This window comes from Shewanella sp. Shew256 (assembly GCF_002196695.1).
GTDB classification, from domain to species: Bacteria; Pseudomonadota; Gammaproteobacteria; order Enterobacterales; family Shewanellaceae; genus Shewanella; species Shewanella mangrovisoli.
In genome coordinates this window covers 641,176-662,530 of sequence record NZ_NAJR01000001.1, presented here as the reverse complement: position 1 = coordinate 662,530, position 21,355 = coordinate 641,176, and the positions used below count along the sequence as shown (strand labels likewise).

Sequence of the window (21,355 nt, the reverse complement as noted above, 5' to 3'; positions counted from 1 at the left end):
GTAGGAGTCTGGGCCGTGTCTCAGTCCCAGTGTGGCTGATCATCCTCTCAGAACAGCTAGGGATCGTCGCCTTGGTGAGCCATTACCTCACCAACTAGCTAATCCCACCTAGGTTCATCCAATCGCGGAAGGCCCGAAGGTCCCCTCCTTTCCCCCGTAGGGCGTATGCGGTATTAGCAGTCGTTTCCAACTGTTATCCCCCACGACTGGGCAGATCCCTAGGCATTACTCACCCGTCCGCCGCTCGCCACCTCAGGAGTAAACTCCCTTGTGCTGCCGCTCGACTTGCATGTGTTAGGCCTGCCGCCAGCGTTCAATCTGAGCCATGATCAAACTCTTCAATTAAAAGTTTTGTGAACCCGAAGGTTCGGCTCAATGAATTCTGAATCGACTTAACTTAATAAGTCGTTGTACATATTGCTATGAACACTCATTCATTGATTTAAATTTTGATTACTCGCCAAACGGCAGAGTAATTTCGATTAACTCAACACCTGTGAGTGTCCACACAGATTTCTTGTTTAGATTGTTAAAGAGCATTTGACCTCAGCTTTCGCGTTACCGCTCAGCGGGTCAGGGCTGCGTATTCTACGCATTTCCCGTGTCGCGTCAAGGCGTTTTCGCAAACTTCTTGAGGCTTTCGAACCAAGTGCACATTTTGCATTCGATTCACACTGATACCGCATTCGCTTTCGCTGTCTGCCGTGTCAGTGGATGCGCATTATAGGCACCGAAACTTTTTTCGCAAGGGCTTTTTTAACAAATTACGTTAAGTGAGCAAATAACCAGCAAAACAGCGAATATCGGATAAATATGCTGCAATCTTTGTCACTCGGGTTGATAAGTTTGGCATACGCGGCATGGGTGTGCAGGGAATTCTATAGACTGAATAGCCTTAAGAAAGGACGCTTTAAAACTTTTGCATATATAGATGTATATATGTCGGATGAGGAAAACGGTTCAAGAGTAACGAATAGCGACTCTTGAACCGTAGAACTAACTCATGGAATGCAAGCTTGTGAATGTAGGAACTGTCAGCCTAAGGCTTATCCGCAGAATTTGTCGAACTCTTGGGGCCCTCACCCGCCTCCTGTTCCTTTTCATGCTCTCCATCGCCCACAATGTGTGCCACTTTTAGTTTTCTCACGGTACGAATAGTGATCACTGGCCCAGAGATGGCGTAGAGGTAAAAACCAATACAGAGAATTAATGCTGGTTGCACCGACACCACCACAAACACGCCAACCACAAATAAGATAGCAATGAAATTCACTTTGCCGCGCCAGTCAATTTCCTTAAATGAGTGATAACGGAAATTACTCACCATTAATAATCCTGTAATAGCCGTAATCAATCCGGCTATCCAACTGATATTCTTACCATCAAGGCTATATTGATTGCCAAGCCAAATGCTACCTGCAATAACTGCCGCAGCCGCAGGACTCGCTAAGCCTTGAAAATAACGTTTATCTGCCACGCCTACCTGAGTATTAAAACGAGCAAGCCTTAATGCAGCGCCCGCACAATAGATAAATGCTGCAAGCCAACCAACCTTACCTAAATCCGCAAGCGCCCAATTATAGGCGAGCAACGCAGGCGCCATACCAAAGGACACCATGTCCGCCATGCTGTCATATTCGGCACCAAAGTCACTTTGCGTATTCGTTAACCTTGCCACTCTGCCGTCTAAGCCATCGCAAATCATGGCCACAAAAATCGCAATCGCCGCCGCTTCAAAGTTAGCATTCATAGAGGCAATCACAGCATAGAAACCGGAAAACAAGCCTGCAGTGGTGAATAAATTTGGCAGTAAATAGATACCTTTATTCTTTACTGTTTGATTCGAAGAATTTTGCATACACTTATAAAGCTATGAGCTGAAATGGAAGTAGGCTTCAAGATAGCATATTTTACTATCATGTCGATGGTGACCCTTAGGGATGATTTTTATGTTAAGAAAAGCCAAGGTTAGCGCAATGTTTCTGCGGATTGCATGCTTAATGCTGCTCACTCAGCCCGTATTAGCTGGGGTGATTTACACTTGGGTTGATGAGAATGGTGTCACCCATTACAGTCAACAACCACCGGAGCAGGAGCAATCTAAAACGCAGCAACTTTATAGCGAAGATATCGAGCCAGGTAAGATTGGCTATATCGCTCCCGTTAAAAAAGATGCCCCCCCTGAAATGTCCGAGTCCGAAAAGTCGGCGGCGTTAATTAAAGAGAAAGACGCTAAGCAAGCCGAAGCGATTTGTGAAAATGCTAAACATAATTTAGATGTGTTAACGACTCATACCAAACTTACCCGTCAAGCAGACGGTAATAAAGAACCTGTCGCGATGACAGAAGAAGAACGCCAAGCGGCAATTAGCGAGAATCAGCAGCGGATAAAACTGTTTTGCGATAAGAAATAGCGTTCTGCGTTTGTTATAGGATCGACTGAAGCCTTAATAGCAACGCCACGCTATTGCTAGCCACTCTTTTAGTGGTTAGCGAACACTTTATCAGTAGCATATAGATATAAAAAAACCGAAGTCTAAGACTTCGGTTTTTTGTTTAGGTTAAGCAGCATTTAGCACGGTAACCATCCGTGCAAATTATTGCTCGAATACCAACTCACCACCTGCGCAACTGACCTTGATAGGTTTGCCGGGCAGTAAATCGCCACGCAGTAATTTTTGCGCTAATGGGTTTTCCATCTCTTGCTGCAAGGCACGTTTCAGCGGTCTTGCGCCATAAACTGGGTCGAAACCAATTTCGGCGATTAACGATAATGCCTCGTCGGTGATCTCCAGCGTATAGTCTTTCTCTGCCAAACGCTTACGCAATGAAGCAATTTGGATAGAAGCAATATGCTTGATATTTTCCGCATCCAAGGGATGGAATACCACAGACTCGTCGATCCGGTTTAAGAACTCGGGTCTAAAGCTATGGGTGACCACATTCATCACCGCGCTCTTCATTTCGCTATAACTTAGGTGACCAAATCCTTCTTGGATAATGTCAGATCCTAAGTTTGAGGTCATGATGATCACCGTATTTCTAAAGTCGACGGTTCGACCTTGGCCATCGGTTAAGCGGCCATCATCCAACACCTGCAGCAAAATGTTGAACACGTCTGGGTGAGCCTTTTCCACCTCATCGAGCAATATCACCGAATAAGGTTTACGGCGCACCGCTTCAGTTAAGTAGCCGCCCTCTTCATAGCCGACATAGCCAGGAGGCGCCCCAACTAAGCGTGAAACAGCGTGTTTCTCCATAAACTCAGACATGTCGATGCGCACTAAGGCCGATTCCGTATCGAAGAGGAACTTAGCCAACGACTTACACAGCTCAGTTTTACCCACACCGGTTGGTCCTAAGAACAGGAACGAACCAATAGGACGATTCGGATCGGCAAGCCCTGCGCGGCTACGGCGAATCGCATTGGCGACCGCATCCACGGCTTCGTTTTGGCCAATCACCCGCTCATGCAGTGCCACTTCCATTTGCAGTAGCTTTTCACGCTCGCCTTCAAGCATCTTAGAAACCGGAATCCCCGTCGCCTTTGATAGCACTTCGGCGATTTCTAAGTCAGTGACTTTATTGCGTAGCAGCGTCATGTCCTGCATTTCGGCTTGCGATGCTAAGTCCAGTTGCTTTTCAAGCTCTGGAATACGGCCATATTGCAGCTCGGACATACGGGTTAGATCGCCCGCGCGGCGTGCCACTTCTAAATCCATCCGAGCTTGTTCGAGGTCAGCTTTAATATGCTGAGTCCCCGCTAGCGCCGCTTTTTCGGTGCGCCAGATTTCATTAAGCTCCGACGCCTTAGCCTCAACCTCATGTAACTCGACGCGTAAATGGTCGAGTCGACGGCGGCTCGCCTCATCGTTTTCTTTGGCTAATGCCTGCTCTTCCAGTTTCAACTGGATAGCACGGCGCTCCAATCTGTCGAGGGATTCGGGCTTAGAGTCCATCTGCATACGGATACTCGATGCCGCCTCGTCAATCAAGTCGATCGCTTTATCGGGTAATTTACGGTCCGACACATAACGGTGCGACATAGTGGCCGCCGCGACAATCGCCGGATCGGTAATTTCCACATGGTGATGCAGCTCGTAACGCTCTTTGAGACCACGCAAAATCGCGATGGTATCTTCAACGCTAGGCTCATCCACTAGTACTTTTTGGAAGCGGCGCTCAAGGGCGGCATCCTTTTCAATATATTGACGATATTCATCGAGAGTGGTCGCGCCCACACAGTGAAGATCGCCACGGGCCAGCGCAGGCTTTAGCATATTGCCCGCATCCATGGCGCCATCGCCTTTACCCGCGCCCACCATAGTGTGCAACTCGTCGATAAAGAGGATCACTTGGCCTTCTTCCTGCGCCAGCTCGTTAAGCACAGCTTTTAAACGCTCTTCAAACTCACCACGGTATTTAGCACCCGCAATCAGTGCGCCCATGTCTAAGGATAAAACGCGTTTATTTTTAATTCCTTCAGGCACTTCACCGTTCACAATACGCTGAGCGAGACCTTCAACAATCGCGGTTTTACCCACACCAGGCTCACCAATCAACACAGGGTTGTTTTTACTACGACGTTGCAGCACTTGAATGGTGCGGCGGATCTCATCGTCACGGCCAATCACAGGGTCGAGTTTGCCCTGCTCGGCACGCTCGGTGAGATCGACAGTAAACTTTTTCAGCGCTTGGCGTTGGTCTTCCGCGTTAGGATCATCCACATTCTGACCACCGCGCACTTGCTCAATGGTTTGCTCCAGCAGCTCTTTGGTGGCGCCGGATTTCTTTAAGCATTGTGCTAAGGCATCGCTGCCTTCGAGTGCAGCTAAGACAAACAACTCACTGGATATATATTTGTCTTTGCGCTTTTGCGCCAACTTGTCGCACAGGTTTAATAAGCGAATTAAACCTTGGGATAATTGCACATCGCCGCCAGTGCCTTCGACTTGTGGCAGACGTTCAAGCTCTTGGCTCAAGAGCGAGCGCAGCGCACTCACCCGAATGCCAGCTTGGGTTAATAAAGGATGGATAGAACCAGAATCCTGATTCAGCAGCGCCATCATCAAATGTAACGGTTCGATAAACTGATGATCACGCCCGAGCGCGAGCGACTGGGCATCTGAGATGGCAAGCTGAAATTTATTGGTCATACGATCGAGTCGCATACAGCCTCCTAAAACTCACAAATGAGGTATAACATTTTGTTAGTTAAAAGATGGGGGCTATTTAACCGATTTCAAGCAAGACGGCGGGAAATTAATACAAATTGTAGGGGAATATACCTAAGACTTAAGCCAGATCAATGAAGCCATGCGGCCAGTGACTTTATCGCGGCGATAAGAGAAATAATCTGGGCTAGAGACAGTGCAAATATCGGCGCTGTAGACCTGCTTAATGCCCAGTTTCTTTAAGCGCAATTTAGCTAATCCGATAATATCGGCGAGGTACTTGTCCGGCTTAGTTGACTGACATTGAGCGACAAAGCAGTTTGCGGCGTTAGGATCTGTTGCCATAAAGGCTGCACGCACCTCGGCGCCAATCTCAAAGGTCTTGGGCCCAATGGCTGGCCCTAGATAGGCAATCAGCTCACTCGGCTTAGAGGCAAATTTTGCCACACTCGCCTCAATCACCCCATCACAGAGTCCGCGCCAGCCAGCATGGGCAGCGGCGACTTCTGTACCTTGCTCGTTACATAAAAGTACTGGCAAACAGTCGGCGGTCATCACCACACAAACCCGCCCTGCGAGATTGCTATAACTGGCATCGGCCACCAAAGGTGGCGTATCTTGCGCGTCCACACTCTCTGATTGAGCTTCTTGGGCAAGATTAATTGGGGCGATATCGGCTAAATCAACCACCTGAGTGCCATGGACTTGCTCCAACCACACTGGCTCAGTCGCAAGCCCTAACTGTTTCGCCAAAATGCCACGATTAGCCAATACCTGCTGCGGCGCATCCCCCACATGCAGCCCTAAGTTCAGGCTGTCGTAGGGGGCGAGACTCACACCGCCGTGGCGGTCAGTCATCGCAATTTCCACATTATCCGGTACAGGCCAATCGTGAAGCAGCATAGCTTAGTACTCGACTGGGTGTTCTAAGGTATCTTGACGCAGCGCTTTGGTCAGAATCACCATGTCTTCTGGAATAGGCGCGGTCCAGCTCATGATTTCACAAGTCACAGGATGCGCTAACTCCAGACGCACCGCATGCAATGCTTGGCGTTTAAAGTTTTTCAGGATCTCGAAAAACTCAGGACTTGCAGCCTTGGGTGGTTTTGGACGGCCGCCATAAACTGGGTCACCCACCAACACATGGCCAATATATGCCATATGCACGCGGATTTGGTGAGTACGGCCCGATTCTAAACGCAATCTTAAACGGGTGTGATTACGGAATTTTTCCGCGACACGGTAGTGAGTCACCGCAGGTTTACCCGAATGATGCACCGCCATATGGGTACGTTTTGTCGGATGACGACCAATAGGTTCATCGACTGTACCGCCCGCAGTCATAGTGCCGAGGACAATCGCCTCATACTCACGGGTGATTTCACGGGCTTGCAACGCAGCCACTAAATGGGTTTGGGCTTCAACCGTTTTGGCCACCACCATCAAACCTGTGGTGTCTTTATCCAGACGATGCACAATACCTGCACGTGGCACGTGCTCAATATTAGGGCAGTGATGCAGCAGGGCGTTCATCAAAGTGCCATCGGCATTGCCCGCACCGGGGTGAACCACTAGTCCCGCTTGTTTATTGATGACTAAGATATCATCGTCTTCATAGACAATATCCAGCTCAATGGCTTGCGCGGCCGCATGTACTTCTTCTTCGAGCGTGGCATTAATTTCAATGCGCTGCAGCTCGAATACCTTTTCGCGCGGCTTATTCACCATCACGCCATCAACATAGACTGCATCAGATAGGATCCATTCCTTGATGCGCGTGCGCGAGTAATCTGGGAACAACTCAGCCAGTGCTTGATCCAATCTCAGGCCAGTTTGTGTTGCCGAAATCTCGCTTTTTAGATTAATCTCTTGTGTCATAGGAACCGTATCCCCATTTTGGGGTCAAAAAATGTGTGCTATCTGTTACAATCGAATGCTTTCTATTTTATCGTGAAATGGAAAAATTCTTAACTACAACTTATAAAGAATTGAATTCAAGTATGTATAAATTCTCCAAAGGCTTAACCTTAGTCCTATTTTCGCTAGCGTTATCAGCCTGTAGCAGCAGTCCTGAAGATAACGATATTGCCGCCAAAACCTCACCTGATGTGCTCTATTCTCAGGCAAGAACCTCCATGGAACTTGGCAATTACTCTAAAGCCGTCCGTTCATTGGAAGCATTAGACTCACGCTTTCCCTTCGGACCACATAAAACTCAGGTTCAGTTAGATCTGATTTATGCCTATTACAAAATGGACGATGTTGCCTCTGGCATTGCCAACATTGACAGATTCATCCGTTTAAACCCAACTCATCCCAATATCGACTATGTCTACTATATGCGTGGACTCGTCAATATGCAGGCGGACAGCTACCTGTTCCACGATATGTTGAATATCGATAGAACCGACCGCGATCCTAAAAATGCCCAAGATGCCTTTAAGGATTTTGATCGTTTAATCAAAACCTATCCCAACAGCAAATATGCTGCCGATGCGCAAAAACGCATGCTGTCGCTGAAAAACCGTTTAGCAAAGTATTCCATTCAAGTTGCTGAGTATTATCTCAAAATGAACGCTTGGAGTGCTGCGGCTGTTCGTGCTCAATCTGTGTTGGAAACATATCCCGGCACCCCTTCAACGGAACGTGCACTGGAGATTATGGCAGAAGCTTATGGCGAGTTAGGTCAGAACCAACTGAAGCAAAACGTGCTCATGGTAATGCAAGCTAACTTCCCAAACAACGAAATCTTATCGAACTAAGCGTAAATGCCCCTTTATAAGGGGCATTTTTTTATCTTAAGTTCACCGTTTGATCCCCCTTTCCTTTTAGGTTCTGCAGCGCGCCAAGTTCCTTTTCATATGGGTAAGAGTCAATAAATACGCTATTCGTGTAAAACTTATCCAACCGCACCACTTTTTGCATTATTTCGTAAAAATCAGTTGACTCAAAAGCCGAAAAGCCTTTAAATTGCGCCCGTCGCCCGAATAGCTCAGTCGGTAGAGCAGAGGATTGAAAATCCTCGTGTCCCTGGTTCGATTCCGGGTTCGGGCACCATCTTTAAATTGGTTGCCTTAGCGACCAGTGTTAAAGAATCGCAATAAAGTACAGTGCAGGTGTGGTGGAATTGGTAGACACGCTAGCTTCAGGTGCTAGTGCCCTTGCGGGCGTGGAGGTTCAAGTCCTCTCACCTGTACCAAATTGCGATTCAAATTAAAATTCGACACATTGTCGGATACCAATGCAGATGTGGTGGAATTGGTAGACACGCTAGCTTCAGGTGCTAGTGCCCTTGCGGGCGTGGAGGTTCAAGTCCTCTCATCTGTACCAACATTTAAACCTCGCTTAGCGAGGTTTTTTTGTATCTGCAATTTAATTTCCTTAAGTAACTTATCACCTTCCTTAAATTTGCTATAACTATTCATACAGACTCATCATAGGGACAGCTCGAGCTCTGCCTAAAGGACTCCCTTGTTTCACCGAGGAAATCCATATGAATGGTCTACAAATAAAACAAAAAATGTTTATCGGCATTCTCGTGCCGCTCCTAATGCTACTGACTATCGGTTTTATCGCTATCAATATGATGGGAAAAATCGAATACGGCGTCGAACGCATCTATAACGACCGAGTCGTCCCCCTTGATGATCTCAAAGTGATTGCCGATAAATATGCCGTCGATGTGATTGATGCGGTTAACAAGGCTAATGCTGGCGGTTTTACGGCTTCTCAGGCCATCAATGCCCTTGAAAGTGCTAAATCCACAGTCAATCAACGCTGGCAGAAATACCTATCAACTGAGCTTACCAAGGAAGAGTCGCAACTCGCGCAGCAAGCTGAGCGTTTATTTACTCCCGCCAATGAACAAATAGAGCAGTTAATCACGTATCTTCGGGGATTAAATGGCGATGTGGTGCATCAACTGAACGACAAAATATTACCTCTGTATAACGCCATCGACCCTATCAGCGGTAAAGTCTCCGAGCTGATTGATCTGCAAATTAAGATCGCCGGTCAGGAGAAAGATGCCGTAAACGGTATTTACCAATCCTCTATTTCTATTTTTATCACCCTTGCGGGTATCGCCATGCTGATAAGCATAGTGATTGGGCTCTGGGTGAATCGCAGCGTGATGAATCCGATCCGTGATATTGTTGAAAATCTTAAGACGATACGACAAGACTCTGATCTCACCGTTAAGTTTAAAACTTTCAACGACGATGAACTCGGGCAGATCTCCACTAGCCTGACCCAAGTGATTGAACATCTGCGGGGCATTTTGCACTCAATTGCCGAAGCCGCAAATACGGTCAATAGTTCAGCCACTGAACTAAGTAGTTTTACCCAAGCAACCAATAAACGCATGCAGCAGCAACAGGCGGAAACCGAACAAACGGCAACGGCCATGAATGAAATGACGGCAACTGTTGCCGAAGTGGCTCAAAGCGCCGCAGCGGCTGCAGATTCTGCCAAGGATGCGGATAGTTATGCCGCCAACGGTAATCATATTGTGATGCAATCCATCACCAGCATGTCGCAACTTTCGGAGCAAATTCAGAAAACGGCGCAAGTGATTGGCTTTTTATCCAATGAAAGCCAAAACATCGGTCGGGTATTGGATGTGATCAAAAGTATTGCCGAACAAACCAATCTACTGGCACTAAATGCGGCGATTGAAGCCGCCCGCGCCGGAGAGCAAGGTCGAGGTTTTGCGGTGGTCGCCGATGAAGTCAGGACATTGGCGCAGCGCACCCAAAAATCGACTCAAGAAATTGAAGCGATGATCGCCACTCTACAACAAGGCGTAAAAGAAGCGGTGAATGCGATGGAGGTCGGTATCAATCAAGTGGATGATGCCAACGATAAGGCGAATCAAGCTGGCCAAGCGTTAAAAGAGATTGTCGCCTCCGTCGACAATATCACCGAGTTAAATACTCATATCGCTACGGCTGCCGAGGAGCAAAGCAGCGTAGCCGAGAGCATCAACCGCAGCATTATCGCCATCAGTGATATTGCCGAACACTCCACGAACTCAGCCTTAGAGTTGAGTGAATCCGTACTTAATCTCACAAAACTTGCCAACAGTATGCGTAATCAGGTGAGCGCATTTAGGCTTTAACACTTCTTCGTAGGCACAGGTTCACTGTGCCTGCGACTTCATTACTCAATGCCTACCTTCACAAAAATCACACCTAACAGTTTTAGGTGTGATTTTTATTGATCCAAATCAAATGTATCTTTAAACTAAAATAACATTCATAAATAAAGCATGTTAAGGATTCATTATGTTGGATAGCCGTACCATCCAAGTGATTAAAAGCACCATTCCCCTACTCGAATCTGCTGGTCCCGCACTCACTCAACATTTTTACGAACGGATGTTTAAACACAATCCTGAGTTAAAAGATGTATTTAACTTGGCACATCAGCATTCAGGCGGTCAGCCCGTAGCGCTGTTTAACGCAGTTGCGGCCTATGCCAAAAACATTGATAACTTAGGTGCACTCGGCTCGGCTGTAGAGCGCATCGCCCACAAACACACAGGGTTTTTAATCCAACCAGAACAATATGCGATTGTCGGTAGCCACCTATTGGCGACACTCAAAGAGCTGGGTGGAGAAGCCGTCACAGAAGAAGTATTAACGGCATGGGCCGATGCCTATGGATTTTTAGCCAATATCTTTATCAATCGTGAAGCGCAAATTTATCAAGAAAGTGCTCAGCAAGATGGCGGCTGGTCGGGAGTGCGTGAATTTATCATCAGTGAGAAAAAAGCCGAGTCCTTAGAAATAGCCTCCTTTGTATTAACGCCCGTGGATGGCAAAGCGGTAAAAGACTTTGTTCCAGGACAATACTTAAGCATTAAGGCGCAACATCCTAAGCTTGCCTTCGATGAAATTCGCCAATATTCGCTCTCGGATGCTCCGAATGGTCAAAGCTATCGGATCACGGTAAAGCGAGAGCTTAATGGCCAGGTATCAAATCTACTGCACGATGTACTGCAAGTCGGTGACACACTTTCAGTGATGCCACCTGCGGGCGATTTCACTTTAGCGGTTCAAGCTGAAACGCCTGTCGTGTTAATTTCGGCGGGGGTTGGGCAAACGCCGATGAAGAGCATGTTAAATCAACTCTTAAAGCTCAAACATCCGAGTGCAGTGACTTGGTTACATGCCTGCGAACACGGTGGAGTGCACGGGTTTAAATCGGCCATCAAAAACAAACTCGGCCAACATGCGAATCTTGCCAGCCATGTATGGTACAGAGAGCCGACAAAGGCTGATGTGTTAGGCCAAGATTATGATTTTGAAGGCACAATGAACTTAACCTCCGTCGCCGATAAAATCGTGGCCAACGCACATTACTATTTCTGTGGCCCGATTGGCTTTATGGCTTCAATTAAACAGCAATTACTCGCCCTCGGAGTACCTAGCGAGCAAATGCACTATGAAGTCTTTGGCCCACATGCCGAACTCTAAGGCTACAACGTCATTATCAATCATCGATAGATAACTAAGCACAAAGCCATCTTCCCGCAAAGCAAGGTGGCTTAATGCTTGTTCCATAAACGCTGAACTAGGCTAACTTCCCCGCAAGATAGACAGAAGCCACCTCCTGCGCTGTTAACATACGACTCTCGCCCGGCTTTAAGCCATCATCCAAGCTAATCTCACCGATAGAAAGCCGATGTAATCCCACAACAGGATTACGGAAACGACCAAACATCCGCTTGATTTGATGATACTTTCCTTCCCTTAGCGTGACCTCAGCAATATGAGAGTCGAGGATAGTCAGCTTTGCTGGCTGCGTGGTGATATCTTCAAAGCCAAAATACATCCCCTGGGCGAATGCCGCGATATATTCCTCACTCAAAGGATTCGCTAAAGTCACCCGATACACTTTATCCACCTTTTGATCGGGCGACATGAGTGCCTCGGACCAACGGCTATCATTGGTCAGCAGCAATAAACCCGAGGAGTTTAAATCTAACCGCCCTGCAATATGCAGCTCATGGCGAGCATCGCAGTCGAGTAAATCAATCACTGTGCGGTGCTCTGTGTCTTTGGTGGCACTCACTACGCCTACGGGCTTGTGTAGCATTAGATAAACGGGTTTATTAGCCTGTAAGACTTGTCCATCAAACACAATATGGGAAAATTCATCCACCAGCAGATCGAGCGCTTTTGCAGGCGCGCCATCCACATACACTCGCTCCGCCAGCAAGAGTTCTCGCACGGCTTTACGGTGAATTTGTAGCTTAACAGCAAGGTATCTGTCGAGACGACCACGTTTTGATTGCATAACCCCACCCAGCGCTAAGATAAAGGCGCAATGCGATAGGCGCAGCGACGGGCGCCGTCGATGATATGCTCTTCACGGCTTACAGTAGCGATATCGGCAAATAATTGCTGGAACTGTTGCAGTTCGGAGCGGCAAAAGTTTTGGCACTTAGTTGCAGCGCTGCAAATTGGACAGTGATTCTCAAGCAACCAGAAAACGCCACCCGCTTGTTCCTGCGTCGCCATATAGCCTTCGAGGGTACGCAGCTCCACTAGTTTAGTTAAACGACTGGCAATATCCGTCATGCCTTGCATCGCGCTGCGATACTGCTGCATAGCGTTTTGCTCCCTATGCTCAATCAGTTTATCCAAACCTTGATCGCCAAATATCATTTTAACGGAATCAATCAATTGCAAACTAAGCTCACTGTGGCGATCGGCAAAGTGAGTCCGACTCTGCTCCGTAAGTCCCCAATATCGGGTTGGGCGTCCACGGCCTTCGACTCTATCTTCAATATCGACATCACCTGCATCCTCTAAGGCCTGCAAATGCTGCCGAACCCCCATAGTGGTCAGGGCCAGTTCTTCCGCCAGGGTCTTTGCCGTTAAAGGACCATGCAGCTTGAGTAATTGAATAATCTTATCAGTGGTTTTCATATGCACTCTCCGCTCTTCGCCTCGGATTATCCCTCAATCGCCTACCTTTTAACAGAATAAATAAAGTTTTTTATTTATTTTATCCTTTACAAGATGAAATAAAGTAATTACCTTACAAATAATTTATAAACAAATAGGTTTACATAATGAACTTACTCATCATCAGCACTAGCCAAAGAGCTCACTCACAAAGCGCTAAAGTCGCGAGATACATAGCCGAAACCAGTTTTTTATCACCTCATAGTGTCGGTTACGACGCTATCCATCACTTAGAGCTTTGCCAGTTCAATCTGCCATTCTGGGACGGTGAAGAAGACAACAAGGGCGAACATTGGCCTGAGATTGAGCAAAGGGTGGATGCTGCGGATGCCCTGGTTTTGATCACACCGGAATGGGGTGGAATGGCATCGCCACTGCTTAAAAACTTCCTGTTGATGTGTAGCCGTCAGGAAACCGCCCATAAGCCGGTGTTGTTGATTTCAGTTTGCAGCGGTATTAGCGGTGCTTACCCCATTGTGGAAGTCAAAATGAATGCACTCAAAAACAATAAATTAGTGCCGATTCCCGACCATTTGATCATCCGTAATGTCGAGAATGTACTCAACGCTACGCCCCAAGGTACGCGGGATATCGACCTCAGGGAAAGAGTGCAATATAGCCTGTTTATGTTGCATCAATACGCCCAAGCCTTAGCACCGATACGCCAACGCCATGTTCATCAACCCTACCCCAAGCAGCAGGAATACTGCTACGGTATGTAAGCAGCTTGGATGTTTATCACTCTGACTAAAATCATTACAAGGAACGCATCATGATCTATTTAGAACATATCAACCTAGTCGTTGACGACATCCCCAAAGCACTCACTTTTTATCAAGCCGCCTTCCCCCATTGGCGTGTCCGTGGCGGAGATAAAGGGACTTGGTACGGCAAGCCACGCAATTGGATCCACTTTGGCGATGATTATCAGTACATTGCCTTTAGCGATAACGGCGAGGGCGAAAACCGCGACTTAACAGGTCATCAAATTGGCTTAGCCCATTTTGCCTTTGTGGTAAGTGATTTAGATGCCGTGATTGCCAGACTAACCCAAGCCGGTTTTCCGATAGCCAAAGATGGTATGGAAGACCCCTTCCGGCGCAATATCTACTTCTTCGATGCCCATGGCTTTGAGGTCGAGTTTGTGGAGTATCTCAGCGATCTGCCCAACGAACGCAATCGTTATTAAGCGCTAATCCTAAGGCGACGGGATACATAAATTCAGTATTCCTCGCCTTATCCACTCCTTAGAACCAACCCTAAAAATCGTTACATTGACAGGCTAAACCGCTAAACTAGCGCACAATCAGGCTTTCCAATATTAGATAACTCGATGACAACACCTTATTGTTATTCCACTACTTATATCTTAGATAAAGCGCATTTTGACGAGTGTTATACCCAGTCAGTTAAACCCGATCCCACGCTCAAACCTTACTATAAGGCCATGGGGTTTGGACTCATTGGTATTGCACTGATTTTTGCGGATATCAGCCTCTATCTGGCCTATTTCTTTGTCGGGCTTGGAGTCATTGAAGCCTTGAATGTGAAATACAACAAAGCCTGGTGGTTGATGCGGCAGATGATGAGTAAGGCCGCTAATAATGAAGTCACGCTTATCGTGGATGAACAAGGGATTAGCACTCAATCACAATACGTTAAAAGCCAAATCCTTTGGACGGATATTTACCGTATTGTGCCAACGGAAAAGGGTTTTCTGATCACCCATAAAACCGGCACTAGTTATATTTCCAATCGCAGTTTAGATGAGGCCTGTAGCGCGTTTATTAAATCAAAAATCTAACCTAAACGGCACAGGCATTCAAAAACAAAAAAGGCTGAATCATTCAGCCTTTTTGTTAAATACTAAATATCAATAATGACGCTTAAGCCTTTGCTTTTAACTCGCCAATCGGCAAAATCGTGCGGCCATATTCATTGTTGAGCACTTGCGCCATCGCAAAGTAAATCGCACTCGCACCACAGATAATCCCTTCAAAACCCGCGATAGTGCCAATCAAGGCGCTGCCAGTGAAATCTCTTGCCGCCAGCAGGAAGAACAAAATGGTGAGCGAGGCAAACACAAACTGTTTCGCTCTTGGGTAGCGTAGCGAACCGACGAACATAAAAGCAGTAAAGATCCCCCACAGGGTTAAATACCATCCCATAAAGTGGGTTGGGCTCGCCGCAATTCCGGCATTAGGCATTAAAATCAGCCCGACTAAGGTTAGCCAAAATAAACCGTAGGAGGTAAATGCGGTTGTCCCAAAGGTATCACCCCGCATAAAACACATAATGCCGACAATGATTTGGCCGAGTCCGCCATAGAAAATGCCCATCGCTAAGATCATTGCATCAATCGGAAAATAGCCCGCATTGTGAATGTTCAGCAGGATAGTCGTCATACCAAAGCCCATTAAACCTAATGGAGCAGGATTCGCCAGTTTCGTCGACACAGGAAGTCCCCAAAAATAAATAAGTTAATCTCAGCACCTAGATACACTCTAGGCACTTATTATTTTATAAAAAGCGGCGAATTCTAGATAACTAATAAGGAGATCACAATCAAAATATCAATACCAGAAAAAAACAATAATTTATCATTTAAAATCATAAGCATAGTAAAATTAAAACTCAATTAAACCTAAAGTTTAAAAATTAATCCAATAAGATTCAAACAACTACAGAACATCGGAACAAAGAGTGCGCCACATCTGATTTATCAGTTAATTTTGCTCAGCTTCAAACTTCCCATTTTCCCACCTAAAAATAACGTCAGCCCACATAGGGCTAAAGCCTAAAAAACATTAACTTCATCCCATAACGCCATCAAAGATGAGATAAGTCTAGTTTTAGACAAATTGATAACATTTAGGCACGCGTGGCAAGGAAACTTAAGCCCTTTTAGAGAGTCTTAGAGGGAAGAGCTCAAGCTTGGCGTAAGAGAGGGTGCGATTGAGTGGCATTGTATGGTGGGTTCATTCTTGCAAAACAGCCCTCAATCCTCGATAAAGCTGCCCATAAAATAAGCGACTTTTGCTGGCAAAAATGGCTCACCAAATTAGCGAAAAATTATTTATATCTAAAAAATAATAGCAGTGATAGATTGCTATCTGTTGACGCAGCGGCATGATGGGAAACCAGTTAGGCTGTTGTTAACTATCAATAACTAAAGGAAATAAAATGAAAACCTTATCAGCTGTTATCACACTATCGGCACTAATGAGTTTCGCAACCTTTGCCGACGAATCGACACTTCCTCCCGCCCCTGCAAATGATATCGCTCAACTGACAGAAGTGTGCCAACAAATGGCCTCTGAAGATCAGGTCGAAAATGCCGAGCTTAAGCAATATGTGCTCGACTGCGTGAATGACCAGCTAACAGAAATGGGTTATCAAACCGTAAAAGAGCTTAACTGATCGTTTTTACTTCCTTTAGCCTATAAACTCTTTCGGGTTTTAGCGTCTTGTCCTTATGCCATTCACATTCTGAATGGCATTTTTATTGGGCAGACAAACAGATTTGGCAAACTTTCACCTCACAAAACACTACAAAATATCAACCAAAAATCAGCAACCTTAAAAAACCTAAACAAAGGTATTTTTTGCTTTTATTTTGTCTTTCAAGTGATTGCGTAATCTACATATCAGCTATTTATATGATATCTGTATCATTTTGCATCCCTAAAGGTGAAAGCACTGTGGAATTAAGCATAAAATGCTAATCTGTTGCCCATTATCGACAGACATTAAACCCGAACGCAAAATCATGTATCGAATTCTATTTATCTTACTCGCCGCACTTAGCCTGCCTTCAATAGGAATGGCGAAGGAGCCGTGCGTCACTAAAGATGAATGTATTGAAATGCGTAACTGGGATTTAGGGGTGGCGATCGGCTGGGGACAGAAGACCAATCCATTGCGAGATTTTGATGATATCCCAGTCTTCTTTATTCCCACCGTAGCTTACTATGGTGAGCATTGGTTTTTTGATAATGGCAACTTGGGCTACAGTTTAACAGAGCAGAAGTACTTTAGCTTAAACTTAGTCACCAGTTATAGCTTAGATAGGGCCTACTTTTACCGTTGGGATCCGTCCAATATCTTCCTAAAACGCAGTTCACAGGAAGAGGCCAGACTGCTCTCAACCAATACCGCCCTGAGCAGTGAGCCGGACCCCGTATTTAACTCCTTAGAATCGCGCAACTTTACCATGCTCGGCGGCGCCGAAGCCTTTATTTATAGCCCGTTAGGTGTAGTGAGATTGGCCTATACCCATGATATGTTTAATGTGCACCAAGGGTCTGAAGCGCAAATCAAATGGACCTATGGCTGGCATTTAACGCGCTGGGTGATGGATATGTCACTCGTATTCGATTGGAAGAGTACGAATGTGGTCGACTATTACTATGGTGTTCGCCCGAGTGAAAATGATTATTGGAGCCAACATTACCATGCCGATGCAGGTTGGAATAAAGGGATAGAAATGACAGCCCGTTATATCTTAACTGATAACTGGGACATGCTGTTTGCGTTCCGCTACACACAACTTGCAGACGAAATTGCCGCCAGCCCCTTGCTCGATCAAGACTATAGCAGCACATATTTTATTGGCGCAGCGTATAGGTTCTGACACTAGTGACTCCTCTTCATATCAGGATGCTGTGCGTGTTAGGCCTAAGCGTTAGCTTGATGGGGCCCAGTTATGCACTTGCAGCATCAGATGAAGAGTCAACCTTAAAACTCACCCCCGAAATCTGTATCACTGGGGATGAAAGCCAAGCCTGTGAGATCCGCGTAGAGCTACAGTGGCAACTCGTTAATGACGAGCTAGTCTGTATCTTGTCCGATAATAACGCCTATCCTAAATGGTGTAGCGAATCACTGGAACAGCATGCAATAACGTTGAATGTCAGTACGTTAAACGATATTCAATTTATCTTAGTGAGTAAGGACACCAATCAAACACTGGCTGGAGCCAAATTAAAAATTACGTCAACCTCGCAGCCTCAGGTGCGCAGACGTTACCGTAACCCTTGGAGTTTATTTTAATGACGAATCCACAATCACCCCACAGAGTGTTATTGGTTGAAGACGATGTCCGTCTTGCGAATTTAATCGTAGATTATTTGAAATCACACGGTATGCACGTTGAAGTCGAGCGCCGCGGTGATACAGTCTTAACCCGCTTAATCAACTACAAGCCCGATATCATACTGCTAGACATTATGCTGCCAGGTCTAGATGGCCTTAGTCTGTGTGAAAAGCTGCCCGATTACTTTGCCGGCCCGATCCTGCTGATGAGTGCCCTAGGTTCGAGCGAAGATCAGATCAAAGGCTTAGAACTCGGCGCCGACGACTATGTGGTGAAACCCGTCGACCCCGCACTACTGGTTGCCCGTATCAACAATCTGTTACGCCGCCAAAACCAACCGCCGCAGGCCGAATCCCACTGCCTGACCTTTGGTAAGCTGAGTATCGATCCCCATACCCATGCAATCCGCCTCGACAATAAAGAAGTCGACCTCACCAGCCATGAGTTTGAACTCCTCTGGTTACTGGCCTCACAGGCGGGACAAGTGCTGAGCCGTCAGTACATCTATCAATTACTGCTTAACATTGATTTTGATGGTAAAGACAGAAAGATAGATGTACGTATTTCAAGACTGCGTAAAAAGCTCAACGACAATATCGAAACCCCCTTCAGAATTAAAACCGTCTGGGGACAGGGCTATCTCTTCGCCCCTGAGGCTTGGAACAACTAAGAGCTGCCGTGAAACGTCTCTTTATCAGCTTATATTTACTGCTGAGCCTCAGTTTTCTGGGCATAGGCTGGACACTGGACAGCCTGTGGCAGAAAAATGTGGATGAAAATAATGCGTTAGACGCTCCTCTGGTTGCGTTAGCCCAGTTGCTAACCCAGCTGCCAGAGGAGAATCGTAACGCCTACCTTGAAGCATTACCGAGCCATGCTCAGCTGCCTCTCAATCTGCTCAGCCCAGATCAAATCGCGCTAGCCAAGGATCAACAGCTCACGCCCAACCATGTGGTCACCACCACAACCAGCGAGGGCGAGCAATTCCAGTTTATTCAGGTTGGCGAGCAAGTGTTGATGGCGGGCCCCATAGAGATAGACCCAAGAGCCTCATTGCGAAATCTGTTTACGCTGTTTTTCTATCTCTCGTTGGCGTTAGTTGCACTGATTTGGGTCGGCCCGCTGTCGCGGGATTTAAGCATCTTACGTAAGGCCACCAAGGATTTTGGCGAAGCCAAATGGGATACACGCATTAGCCTCTCAAACCGCTCGCAGGTTAAACCCTTAGCGAACACCTTTAATGAAATGGCGCGCCATATCAGTGCGTTAATCGAAAACCAAAAACATTTATCCAATGCGGTTTCCCACGAGATCCGCACCCCACTCGCACGGCTGAAATTCGCCCTCGCCCTAATGCCGATGTACTGCCAGCCCGATTCTGACGAGCAAAAGCGTCAGGATTTTCTCAATGAGATGCAGCTCGACATTAAGGAAATGGAAAACCTGCTGCAGGAACTGCTGACTTACGCCAGTCTTGAGGCTCAGCGCGAAGGCACACCTTTGGACGAATACGATCTGCTCAGCTTAGTAAACCAGAGCATCAAACGCTTAAGCAGCTTAAGTGATACCCCCATCCACTTACAGGCGGAGATGACGACTCTCCCTTTAGTCGGCGAACCCGCACTGATTGAACGCGCACTACAAAACCTGCTGACCAACGCCCAGCGTTTTGCCCGCCAGCAAATCCTGATTGAAGTCAGCCAAACCCCGCAAAGGGTGACTTTAAGTGTCAGCAATGATGGGGAGCCTATTCCCGAGGTGGATTTACCTATGGTGTTTGAGCCCTTTTACCGCAGCCAATCGGTGCAAAATGGTAACAAGGGTCATGGCTTAGGTCTGGCGATTATCAAACGAATTATGCAGCGTCATCAGGGCGAAGTGAGCGTCAGCAGCAATCCCACTCAAACGTGTTTTACCTTAAGCTGGCCAAAGAAACGAGAAATTTAAGCGTTTAACTGGCGCTCTCAAAGTTAGATTATTCCTCGAGGTCAAAATCCCCAAGGTCTAACTCAGCGGCGTCTTGCGGCTCAAAATCGAGTTGCGGGTTAAGCGCAGCCCTCTCCTGCTCAAGTGCCTGCTGACGGGCTTTATATAAGGCCAACTGCCGCCGACGTTTACGTTGATGGCATAAACGGATCACATCGTGTTTTTGGGCATCGGTAAAATGCAACCAATTGAATCGCTCCTCACGATTACGCAGGCAACCTTTGCAATAGCCGCGGGCATCGGTTTGGCACACACCGATGCAGGGGCTAGGGATTTCGAAAAAGGCTAACTGTTCCATGATGTTGAGCGACTCTACCAGTTAAGCATCTAAAATACGTGACCTTAGATACACAAGTAAAACAAGACAAAAATTAAACACTTTTCACTAAATTACTTGCAGTCTTACTGTTAATCAAGGCACATTGAACAGAGTTTGTACAACTTGGAGTGCCATCATGGGATACAAAAATATCGCCAGTCTGTTTGTCGCCTTGGTCTTAGTCAGCGCCTGCAGCAGTAAGCCGAAAAACGATTACGATCTCAATTACGACTTTAAGGCATTACAGAGCTTTACCCAGCTCGTTCCCCAGCCCAGCGACGACCCACTCAGCGCCCAGCGTATTCAAACCGAAATCACCCAGCAATTAAGCCAAAAAGGCTTTACCGAAAATGCCTCTTCCCCCGATTTTAAAGTCGCCTATGGCTTACTAACTCAAGACAAACCCAAAGACTCGGGCTTATCCATAGGCTTAGGCACGGGCAGTTTTGGCCGCTCTGGCGGCATTGGCGTAGGTACGAGCGTCGGCGTGCCGCTTGGCAGTGATACGGCAAAAATCCAAACTATTCAAATTGATATTATCGACACTAAAACCAATAAGCTGATTTGGCGCGGCACTGATAGTTTCGATTTTGATGGCGGCGGCGATAAAAAAGCCCAAGACACAGCCAAAGCCGTTAGCCGGATTTTGGCACAGTTTCCACCGCAGCCATAAGCCTGATTAAAACGGCGCTGATTGATCTGATGGCGATTAGCCCTTGATGGTTTAAGCCATAATGACTTTAACCATAATGGCTTAAACCACTGTGGCTTATACAATAGCCAATAAAAATGGGCGATGAACGCC

The 21,355-nt window shown here is 46.7% G+C and carries 21 protein-coding genes, 3 tRNA genes and 1 rRNA gene; 16 read left to right on the top strand and 9 right to left on the bottom strand.

The features are described from left to right. Together B5P39_RS02890 and pssA are read right to left on the bottom strand one after the other, a co-directional pair. Positions 1 to 345, bottom strand: a 16S ribosomal RNA gene (locus B5P39_RS02890); the annotation flags it as partial. 694 nt (positions 346 to 1,039) lie between these two features. Continuing rightward, the gene (gene pssA, locus B5P39_RS02885) at positions 1,040 to 1,858 is read right to left on the bottom strand and encodes a CDP-diacylglycerol--serine O-phosphatidyltransferase (RefSeq protein ID WP_088210387.1); all 819 of its coding nucleotides are present in this window, start codon (positions 1,856 to 1,858) and stop codon (positions 1,040 to 1,042) included. 91 nt (positions 1,859 to 1,949) lie between these two features. On the opposite strand from pssA, the gene B5P39_RS02880 reads away from it, so the two are divergent. Further along, positions 1,950 to 2,414: a DUF4124 domain-containing protein gene (locus tag B5P39_RS02880; RefSeq protein WP_088210386.1), complete on the top strand. Its 465-nt coding sequence runs from the start codon at positions 1,950 to 1,952 to the stop codon at positions 2,412 to 2,414. Positions 2,415 to 2,597: 183 nt separating this feature from the next. Here the strand turns inward: B5P39_RS02880 and clpB are convergent, their stop codons facing one another. The 3 genes from clpB to rluD form a co-directional block, all read right to left on the bottom strand. Next, positions 2,598 to 5,171: an ATP-dependent chaperone ClpB gene (clpB, locus tag B5P39_RS02875; RefSeq protein ID WP_088210385.1), complete on the bottom strand. Its 2,574-nt coding sequence runs from the start codon at positions 5,169 to 5,171 to the stop codon at positions 2,598 to 2,600. A gap of 117 nt (positions 5,172 to 5,288) precedes the next feature. After that, positions 5,289 to 6,077: a peptidoglycan editing factor PgeF gene (pgeF, locus tag B5P39_RS02870; protein ID WP_088210384.1), complete on the bottom strand. Its 789-nt coding sequence runs from the start codon at positions 6,075 to 6,077 to the stop codon at positions 5,289 to 5,291. Between the two features lie 3 nt (positions 6,078 to 6,080). Further along, positions 6,081 to 7,052, bottom strand: a complete 972-nt coding sequence (gene rluD / locus B5P39_RS02865) for a 23S rRNA pseudouridine(1911/1915/1917) synthase RluD (RefSeq protein ID WP_011623739.1) — start codon at positions 7,050 to 7,052, stop codon at positions 6,081 to 6,083. 122 nt (positions 7,053 to 7,174) lie between these two features. Between rluD and B5P39_RS02860 the strand changes: the two genes are divergently transcribed. The 6 genes from B5P39_RS02860 to hmpA all read left to right on the top strand — a co-directional run bounded on the left by B5P39_RS02860 (position 7,175) and on the right by hmpA (position 11,653). Next, the gene (locus tag B5P39_RS02860; RefSeq protein ID WP_088210383.1) at positions 7,175 to 7,936 is read left to right on the top strand and encodes an outer membrane protein assembly factor BamD; all 762 of its coding nucleotides are present in this window, start codon (positions 7,175 to 7,177) and stop codon (positions 7,934 to 7,936) included. 219 nt (positions 7,937 to 8,155) lie between these two features. Continuing rightward, a tRNA-Phe gene (locus B5P39_RS02855) sits at positions 8,156 to 8,231 on the top strand. A 55-nt stretch (positions 8,232 to 8,286) separates the two neighbouring features. Beyond that, positions 8,287 to 8,373: transfer RNA gene (locus B5P39_RS02850), tRNA-Leu, on the top strand. 44 nt (positions 8,374 to 8,417) lie between these two features. Continuing rightward, a tRNA-Leu gene (locus tag B5P39_RS02845) sits at positions 8,418 to 8,504 on the top strand. Between the two features lie 163 nt (positions 8,505 to 8,667). Further along, positions 8,668 to 10,293 carry a methyl-accepting chemotaxis protein gene (locus tag B5P39_RS02840; protein ID WP_011717995.1) on the top strand — a complete coding sequence of 542 codons (1,626 nt, stop codon included), beginning with the start codon at positions 8,668 to 8,670 and terminating at the stop codon, positions 10,291 to 10,293. A 166-nt stretch (positions 10,294 to 10,459) separates the two neighbouring features. Continuing rightward, on the top strand, positions 10,460 to 11,653 hold the full coding sequence (hmpA, locus tag B5P39_RS02835; protein ID WP_088210382.1) for an NO-inducible flavohemoprotein: 1,194 nt from the start codon (positions 10,460 to 10,462) through the stop codon (positions 11,651 to 11,653). 97 nt (positions 11,654 to 11,750) lie between these two features. On the opposite strand, the gene B5P39_RS02830 is transcribed toward hmpA, so the two are convergent. Next, a complete protein-coding gene (locus tag B5P39_RS02830; protein ID WP_088210381.1) occupies positions 11,751 to 12,476 on the bottom strand; it encodes a pseudouridine synthase in 726 nt (241 codons plus the stop codon). A gap of 14 nt (positions 12,477 to 12,490) precedes the next feature. After that, on the bottom strand, positions 12,491 to 13,111 hold the full coding sequence (locus B5P39_RS02825) for a helix-turn-helix transcriptional regulator (RefSeq protein ID WP_088210380.1): 621 nt from the start codon (positions 13,109 to 13,111) through the stop codon (positions 12,491 to 12,493). A 146-nt stretch (positions 13,112 to 13,257) separates the two neighbouring features. Between B5P39_RS02825 and B5P39_RS02820 the strand changes: the two genes are divergently transcribed. The 3 genes from B5P39_RS02820 to B5P39_RS02810 all read left to right on the top strand — a co-directional run bounded on the left by B5P39_RS02820 (position 13,258) and on the right by B5P39_RS02810 (position 14,954). Continuing rightward, the gene (locus B5P39_RS02820; RefSeq protein ID WP_088210379.1) at positions 13,258 to 13,872 is read left to right on the top strand and encodes an NADPH-dependent FMN reductase; all 615 of its coding nucleotides are present in this window, start codon (positions 13,258 to 13,260) and stop codon (positions 13,870 to 13,872) included. A gap of 50 nt (positions 13,873 to 13,922) precedes the next feature. Continuing rightward, on the top strand, positions 13,923 to 14,339 hold the full coding sequence (locus B5P39_RS02815; RefSeq protein WP_023267917.1) for a VOC family protein: 417 nt from the start codon (positions 13,923 to 13,925) through the stop codon (positions 14,337 to 14,339). Between the two features lie 144 nt (positions 14,340 to 14,483). After that, positions 14,484 to 14,954 (top strand): YcxB family protein, encoded by a 471-nt coding sequence (locus B5P39_RS02810; protein WP_088210378.1) that lies wholly within the window; start codon positions 14,484 to 14,486, stop codon positions 14,952 to 14,954. An 82-nt stretch (positions 14,955 to 15,036) separates the two neighbouring features. On the opposite strand, the gene B5P39_RS02805 is transcribed toward B5P39_RS02810, so the two are convergent. Then, positions 15,037 to 15,606 carry an acetate uptake transporter gene (locus B5P39_RS02805; protein ID WP_011718002.1) on the bottom strand — a complete coding sequence of 190 codons (570 nt, stop codon included), beginning with the start codon at positions 15,604 to 15,606 and terminating at the stop codon, positions 15,037 to 15,039. 727 nt (positions 15,607 to 16,333) lie between these two features. On the opposite strand from B5P39_RS02805, the gene B5P39_RS02800 reads away from it, so the two are divergent. From B5P39_RS02800 to B5P39_RS02780, 5 genes are all read left to right on the top strand, one after another. Then, positions 16,334 to 16,570 carry a hypothetical protein gene (locus tag B5P39_RS02800; RefSeq protein WP_011718003.1) on the top strand — a complete coding sequence of 79 codons (237 nt, stop codon included), beginning with the start codon at positions 16,334 to 16,336 and terminating at the stop codon, positions 16,568 to 16,570. 349 nt (positions 16,571 to 16,919) lie between these two features. Then, a complete protein-coding gene (locus B5P39_RS02795) occupies positions 16,920 to 17,783 on the top strand; it encodes a MipA/OmpV family protein (protein ID WP_088210405.1) in 864 nt (287 codons plus the stop codon). A 26-nt stretch (positions 17,784 to 17,809) separates the two neighbouring features. Continuing rightward, the gene (locus B5P39_RS02790) at positions 17,810 to 18,202 is read left to right on the top strand and encodes a DUF3019 domain-containing protein (RefSeq protein ID WP_011718005.1); all 393 of its coding nucleotides are present in this window, start codon (positions 17,810 to 17,812) and stop codon (positions 18,200 to 18,202) included. Further along, positions 18,202 to 18,915: a winged helix-turn-helix domain-containing protein gene (locus B5P39_RS02785; protein ID WP_011718006.1), complete on the top strand. Its 714-nt coding sequence runs from the start codon at positions 18,202 to 18,204 to the stop codon at positions 18,913 to 18,915. The genes B5P39_RS02790 and B5P39_RS02785 overlap by 1 nt, the downstream gene beginning before the upstream one ends. Positions 18,916 to 18,923: 8 nt before the next feature. Beyond that, a complete protein-coding gene (locus tag B5P39_RS02780; RefSeq protein ID WP_088210377.1) occupies positions 18,924 to 20,192 on the top strand; it encodes an ATP-binding protein in 1,269 nt (422 codons plus the stop codon). Between the two features lie 28 nt (positions 20,193 to 20,220). Here the strand turns inward: B5P39_RS02780 and B5P39_RS02775 are convergent, their stop codons facing one another. Next, positions 20,221 to 20,529 (bottom strand): DUF1289 domain-containing protein, encoded by a 309-nt coding sequence (locus B5P39_RS02775; protein WP_088210376.1) that lies wholly within the window; start codon positions 20,527 to 20,529, stop codon positions 20,221 to 20,223. Positions 20,530 to 20,686: 157 nt separating this feature from the next. On the opposite strand from B5P39_RS02775, the gene B5P39_RS02770 reads away from it, so the two are divergent. Continuing rightward, on the top strand, positions 20,687 to 21,223 hold the full coding sequence (locus B5P39_RS02770) for a DUF4136 domain-containing protein (protein WP_088210375.1): 537 nt from the start codon (positions 20,687 to 20,689) through the stop codon (positions 21,221 to 21,223). The last annotated feature ends 132 nt before the right edge of the window (positions 21,224 to 21,355 follow it).